Consider the following 6,029-nt stretch of genomic DNA (forward strand, 5'->3'; position numbering starts at 1 on the left):
CAATACCGGAACCACCCAGTTTCAGGATGCCACGGCCCTCATCTATGAAGGCACGAGCGAAAGCTCACCGATGGAGACCCCGATCACCCTGGTCCACACCGAGACCGTATCGTCGGGCCGCGGCTACTCGCTCGATTGCATCTACGCCACCTCGGTCGCCGAACAGGTTCGCCCGGCCGTAGATTTCATCATCGCGAACTTCTCCACCCGCTCTGACGCAGATTGCTGCGTTGGTGCGACGCCCGAGACCGAAGCCTCTCCCGCGCAATAGCGCTTCCCGATATTGAAGCCGCTGCCCCTGCGTGCCATATCAGGGGCATCGCCGGCAACGGCTGAACGACAACGGGGAGACTGCACATGCCAATGGACGCCACTGAGATCGAGCGCCGCATCAAGGCCGCCCTGCCCGATGCCGAAATCGAAATCCGTGACCTCGCCGGCGATGGCGACCACTATGCCGCCACGGTGATTTCCGAGACCTTCCGCGGCAAAAGCCGCGTGCAGCAGCACCAACTCGTCTACGCTGCCCTGCAGGGCGACATGGGCGGAGCTCTGCACGCTCTAGCCCTTCAGACCAACGTGCCTGAATAAACCGCAATGTCGAGCCTCCGCGAGTCGCTCGACCTCATCCGCATGGTTCGGCCCGAGGCCGGCACCGCGGCAATCGACCATGAAATCGCGGCCGAGCGGGCAAGCTCGCTCGGCGCAGCAGAAGCCCGCGTCATCAAGGCACTGAAAGCGCTGACCGAAGCGTCGGGCAGCCGTGAGGTTGCTCTCGACGACGCTCGCGATGCCGTATGGTCCTATTTCGTGCAGCGCGAACTGGTTGGCTTTCGCCGGCACACTGATGTCATTCAGACGCTCGCCATTCCCGGCGATGTTCTCGTCGGGCTCGGAGCCAAGCCGGCGCGGAAGTCATGACGGAACCCGGCTGCAGGTTCTGCCGGGCCAATGGCCTCCTGTCCGACCGCGCCCTCTTGGAGACGCAGCACTTCTACATGCTTGCCAGCAGCGATCCGGCCTTGCATCGCGCCGGCATGATCGTGCCCCACCGCCACAGCGAAACCCCGTTTGAAATGACGACGGACGAATGGGCCGATTTCGGTCTGGCGCTTGCCGCCGCGCGCGAGCATTTCTCGAGCCATCAGCCCGATGGCTACACTCTGGGCTGGAATGTCGGCGCGGTTGGAGGGCAGAACGTGTTCCACACACACCTCCACATCATCCCGCGCTTTGCCGGCGAGCCGCTCGAGGGCAAAGGCATCAGATATCCGTTCAAGAAGGGGACACAAGCATGACGCGCGCCGTGATCTTCGATGTCGATGGTGTGCTGGTCCACGGTTTTCACGCCCGTCCCGACCTGCACGAAACGTTCGATGACCGGCTCCGTGGACTCGGCATCAATGCGGATCGCTTTCAGCGCGAATTCATCCACGACATCTTCATGAAACGCGTCCTGATCGGCGAAGTCCCCATGGTTGAGGCACTCGACCGTCGCCTGAAAGCCTTTGGCTACAAGGGCTCGACGATGACCGTGCTTGACCTCTGGATGGGCCATGACTGTTTTCCGAACACAGCTCTGCTCGATGCCATCCGGAAACTGAAGACGCATCCCGAGATAAGGCTCTATCTCGCTACCAATCAGGACCACAGCCGGGCGCAGTTTCTCTGGCAGTCCCTGGGCCTCAAGGACATTTTCGAAGACATGTTCTATTCAGCCCGGTTTGGTCGGACCAAGGCGCACAAGAAATTCTATGAGATGGCAGAAGAACGCATGCCTTCCTTCGAGCAGCCACCATTGTTCTTTGACGACACACCAAAAGTCATTGACGCAGCACGCGCGCATGGCTGGGAAGCCGTTTTGTTCGATAAGATCGAAGACTGTGCCGACCACCCCTGGATCGCCGCGCGGCTCAAGACGACCGCGCCGGCCTGATCCTGCTTCCCTGGAGTTGACTATGATCCGCCTGGCTCTCACCGCCTCTGCGCTGGCCTTGACCATCGCCCCCGCATTCGCCCAGGAAGCCCAGTGCTTCCAGAACGACAGCTTCCTCGTCATCGCGAAGGAGCGAGCCGAAGACGTTGGCATGGACATCCTCGTGCGTGCCCCTGCCCGCGGCAAGATCAAGTGTGAATATGCCGAGCACCAGGGCGATTTCATCGTCAATCCAGACGGCGATGCCCTCTGGCTCCAGGGGCTTGCCGGAAGCTACCTGGTGCTGACCCGCTCCACCGGCCCGGACGGAGATGTCGTCATCTATGATCTCGCCGCCAGGCAAGTCGTTGTCGATGAGCCCGCCGATGCCGAGGTGACGGTTTCAGACGATGCCGTGACCTTCTGGCAGCGCACCAGACAGGGAACAGCGAAGAACTGCCGCGAATTCGAGGAATACTCCTCGAACGGCCTCGGCGCGGTGATTGTGGAAGAGCGCGTGCTCGACGTCGTATCGGGAGAGATCAAGGCAACCGGCGAGAAGCACTGCAGCCCGACACAGTAACAAACATCGGCGCTTGCCGGCGCTGATCTCGACAGAGCCGCAGTCCTGTCCTATTTAAAGCGCGAGTTCCGCCGGCCCTTGACACCGGTTACCTGAAAGGCTCCTCCCATGACCGACATCAACGCCTTCATCGATGAAAAGGTAAAGAACAACGACGTGTTCCTTTTCATGAAGGGTACGCCCGATTTTCCGCAGTGCGGCTTTTCCGGCCAGGTCGTTCAGATCCTGAACTATCTCGGCGTCGAATTTGACAGCGCCAACGTGCTCGAAAGCCCCGAACTGCGTGACGGCATCAAGGCCTATTCCAATTGGCCGACCATTCCGCAGCTCTATGTGAAGGGCGAATTTGTCGGCGGCGCCGACATCACCCGCGAAATGTTCCAGTCCGGCGAGCTGCAGACGCAGCTTCAGCAGGCCGGTATCGCGGTCAAGCAGAGCGCCTGATTACTGCCCCGATTTCCGAAAAGCCCCGCCACCGGCGGGGCTTTTTCTATTGCGCGCATGCCGGCTACCATCACGAAATCTGATCGCCACCATTCAGCAATATCGTTTTGTGTGATGTGACGGGCAGCGTAAGCTCCATCGGACTCGATTAGGTGATCGCCATGACTATTGCCGCCTCCGTGCCCGCCCGCCAGTCCATCCCGCTGCCAGTCATCATCGTCGCTGGCTGCATCATTGCCGCCATTGGCTTTGGCACGCGCGGCGCATTCGGCCTTTTCACCCTGCCCGCGACCGAGGACCTCGGCCTCAGCCGTGAGCAGTGGGGCATGGCAATGGCGATCCAGAACCTGGTCTGGGGCATCGCCCAGCCGTTCGCCGGCGCCTTTGCCGACCGCTACGGCACCGGCCGCGTTCTCGCCTTCGGCGGCCTCATCTACGCCCTCGGCGTCCTTGGCATGGCCTTCTCACCTGATGTGACGAGCCTGACCCTGACCGCCGGCGTCGTCACCGGTGTCGGCATCGCCGTCGCTTCCTTCGGCGTCGTCATGGCCGCTTTCGGCCGCGTCGTGCCGGCGGAAAAGCGCAGCTTCGTATTCGGCATTGCGACCGCGGCCTCTTCGGCGGGCCAGTTCATCTTCGCCCCGCTCGGGCAGGGCTTTATCAACGCCTTTGGCTGGCAGATGGCGCTCGTCTGGATTGCGATGCTTGTGCTGCTGATCATTCCACTGTCGGCCGCCCTGCGCGGTCGTGCCGAAAGCGTACCCGGTCAGGCCGACATGCCCTTCATGCAGGCGCTGTCGCAGGCCTGGGGCCACGGATCCTATCGCCTTCTGGTGATCGGCTTCTTCGTCTGCGGTTTCCACCTGGCCTTCATCAACGTCCACATGCCGGCCTATCTCGTCCAGTGCGGCCTCTCGCCGGAAGTCGGCAGCTGGACCATTGCCGTGATCGGCCTTTTCAACATTGCCGGGTCACTCCTCTCCGGCTGGCTGGGTAGCCGGTTGCCAAAGCAGATGCTGCTCGTCATCATTTATTTCCTCCGCGCCCTCGCGATCGCTGCCTTCCTGATGGTGCCTGTCAGCGAAATCACCGCCTATACCTTCGCCGCTGCTATGGGGTTGCTCTGGCTCTCGACGGTGCCACTGACCGCAGGTCTCGTGACCCTCTTCTTCGGGCCGCGTTACATGGGCATGCTCTATGGTGTCGCTTTCCTTAGCCACCAGATCGGCTCGTTCTTCGGGGTCTGGCTGGGCGGTGTGGTTTACGACCAAACGGGCTCCTACAGCTTGGTCTGGTACCTCGGCATCATCCTCGGCCTTGCCTCTGCGGCTGTGCACCTGCCGATCAACGAGCGCAGTGTTCCCAGCTTCGGCCTCAAGCCCGCCTGACTAGCCTTCTTTTATCGGCATTTGCCGATAAAAACTTGCCATCGCCGCCAGACAGGTTCATGGTCCGGCCAATCTTTGCACCACCCAAACTCCCCCCGGGCGGTTGTCCTCTCTGAGCAATAATCATGTCAGATCATTTCAATCGGGTGCTTTCGCGCCCCGAATTCATTGCCCTTATGGCCGCGCTCATGGCGCTGAATGCCCTGGCCATCGACGTCATGTTGCCGGCCCTTCCCTATATGGGCGAGGCCCTCGGCATCGCTAACGAGAATGAGCGTCAGTTCGTCGTATCCGCTTACATGCTGGGCATGGGAATTGCCGTGCTGGGCTTCGGCCCGCTTACTGATCGCTTCGGCCGGCGCGCGCCGATGCTGGTGGGCATCAGCATCTATGTCGTCGCGGCGATTGCAGCCGCATTCGCACCGAACTTTGCCGTACTCCTTATCCTCCGCTTTGTGCAGGGCATGGGCGCGGCCAGCGTGCGTGTCATCACCACCGCCGTGGTGCGTGATCGGTATTCCGGTCGCGAAATGGCAGAAGTTATGTCGCTGACCTTCATGGTCTTCATGGCCATCCCGATCATCGCGCCCGGCATCGGCCAAGTCCTGCTGCTGACCGGTCCGTGGCAGACCATCTTTGTCTTCATGGGCGTTCTGGCCCTTGCCCTCTGGATCTGGACCTACTACCGCCTGCCCGAAACCCTGCCGCTCGACAAACGCCGTCCGCTAAGCGTGACAGGCGTTTTCGATGGCTTCCGCATCGTCTTCACCAACCGCGTAGCCTTCTTCTATGGCCTCGCCGGCATGTTCCTGTTCGGGGCCCTCTTCGGCTTCATCACCTCGTCCCAGCAGATCTACGTCGATATCTACGGCCTCGGCGTCTATTTCCCAGTCGCCTTCGCAGCAATGGCAGGCCTCATGGCCGTGTCCTCCTTCACCAACTCGAGGGTCGTCCGCCGGTTCGGCATGCGTCGCCTGTCTCACGGCGCCATGCTGGTCTATACCGCCGGCGCCGGTATCTGGCTGATCCTCGCCCTGACCGGCTTCATGCCGCTCTGGCTATTCTTCAGCCTCCTGGCGATCATCATGTTCTGCTTCGGCTGGGCCTCGTCGAACATGAACTCGCTCTCGATGGAGCCGCTCGGCAAGGTCGCAGGTACCGCTGCTTCGGTTTTTGGCTTCATCCAAACCGTGGGTGGCGCCCTCATCGGCAGCTATACCGGCCAGCATTTTGACGGCACCACCGTGCCGGCAGCCAGCGGCTACTTTGCCATGGGCGTGTTGGCACTCGTCTGCATCCTCATTGCAGAGAAGGGGCGACTGTTCGGTGTAGGCGAGCAATATGCGCACGCCAGCAGCGAGCCTGTGATGGACACCCACTAATCCACCGACGTTTGAAAGATCCCCGCGAAAGCGGGGATCTTTTTTTTATGGCAGGCTAAGTCGTGGGCTGTGGCAAGGACAGCTCGAGCTCCCCTCGATCTGAATAGACGTGATCCACCAGACCCCAGGCCTTGGCGTCCTCGGGCGCCATGTACCGGTCGCGCTCCAGCGCCGCTTCCACCTCCTCATAGGTCCGTCCGCAATGCTTTGCGTAAAGGCCGTTGGTCAGGCGCTTGAGCCGCAGACTTTCTTCCGCATGGATGAGAATGTCGGTCACCTTGCCCTGATAGCCGCCGGAGGGCTGGTGCAGCATGATC

Annotated in this window: 10 protein-coding genes; 9 read left to right on the forward strand and 1 reads right to left on the reverse strand. The window is 61.2% G+C overall.

What is annotated here, in order from left to right:
* From J0I64_RS16935 to J0I64_RS16975, 9 genes are all read left to right on the forward strand, one after another.
* A partial coding sequence (locus J0I64_RS16935; protein WP_291410352.1) for a hypothetical protein occupies window positions 1-271 on the forward strand: 271 nt, incomplete at its 5' end.
* Window positions 272-357: 86 nt separating this feature from the next.
* On the forward strand, window positions 358-591 hold the full coding sequence (locus J0I64_RS16940; RefSeq protein WP_291410354.1) for a BolA family protein: 234 nt from the start codon (window positions 358-360) through the stop codon (window positions 589-591).
* A gap of 6 nt (window positions 592-597) precedes the next feature.
* A complete protein-coding gene (locus J0I64_RS16945) occupies window positions 598-921 on the forward strand; it encodes a DUF6665 family protein (RefSeq protein WP_291410356.1) in 324 nt (107 codons plus the stop codon).
* Window positions 918-1,298 carry an HIT family protein gene (locus tag J0I64_RS16950; RefSeq protein WP_291410358.1) on the forward strand — a complete coding sequence of 127 codons (381 nt, stop codon included), beginning with the start codon at window positions 918-920 and terminating at the stop codon, window positions 1,296-1,298. Before J0I64_RS16945 ends, J0I64_RS16950 begins: the two co-directional genes overlap by 4 nt.
* Window positions 1,295-1,936: an HAD family hydrolase gene (locus J0I64_RS16955; protein ID WP_291410362.1), complete on the forward strand. Its 642-nt coding sequence runs from the start codon at window positions 1,295-1,297 to the stop codon at window positions 1,934-1,936. The genes J0I64_RS16950 and J0I64_RS16955 overlap by 4 nt, the downstream gene beginning before the upstream one ends.
* A gap of 22 nt (window positions 1,937-1,958) precedes the next feature.
* On the forward strand, window positions 1,959-2,498 hold the full coding sequence (locus tag J0I64_RS16960; RefSeq protein WP_291410364.1) for a hypothetical protein: 540 nt from the start codon (window positions 1,959-1,961) through the stop codon (window positions 2,496-2,498).
* A 108-nt stretch (window positions 2,499-2,606) separates the two neighbouring features.
* Window positions 2,607-2,942: a Grx4 family monothiol glutaredoxin gene (gene grxD / locus J0I64_RS16965; RefSeq protein ID WP_291410366.1), complete on the forward strand. Its 336-nt coding sequence runs from the start codon at window positions 2,607-2,609 to the stop codon at window positions 2,940-2,942.
* Window positions 2,943-3,103: 161 nt separating this feature from the next.
* A complete protein-coding gene (locus tag J0I64_RS16970; protein WP_291410367.1) occupies window positions 3,104-4,330 on the forward strand; it encodes an MFS transporter in 1,227 nt (408 codons plus the stop codon).
* Between the two features lie 125 nt (window positions 4,331-4,455).
* A complete protein-coding gene (locus J0I64_RS16975; protein WP_291410369.1) occupies window positions 4,456-5,712 on the forward strand; it encodes a multidrug effflux MFS transporter in 1,257 nt (418 codons plus the stop codon).
* 55 nt (window positions 5,713-5,767) lie between these two features.
* On the opposite strand, the gene J0I64_RS16980 is transcribed toward J0I64_RS16975, so the two are convergent.
* The coding region (locus J0I64_RS16980; RefSeq protein ID WP_291410371.1) for an ATP-dependent Clp protease proteolytic subunit at window positions 5,768-6,029 on the reverse strand (262 nt) is incomplete at its 5' end.

This window comes from Devosia sp., assembly GCF_017307565.1.
Taxonomy (GTDB): Bacteria; Pseudomonadota; Alphaproteobacteria; order Rhizobiales; family Devosiaceae; genus Devosia.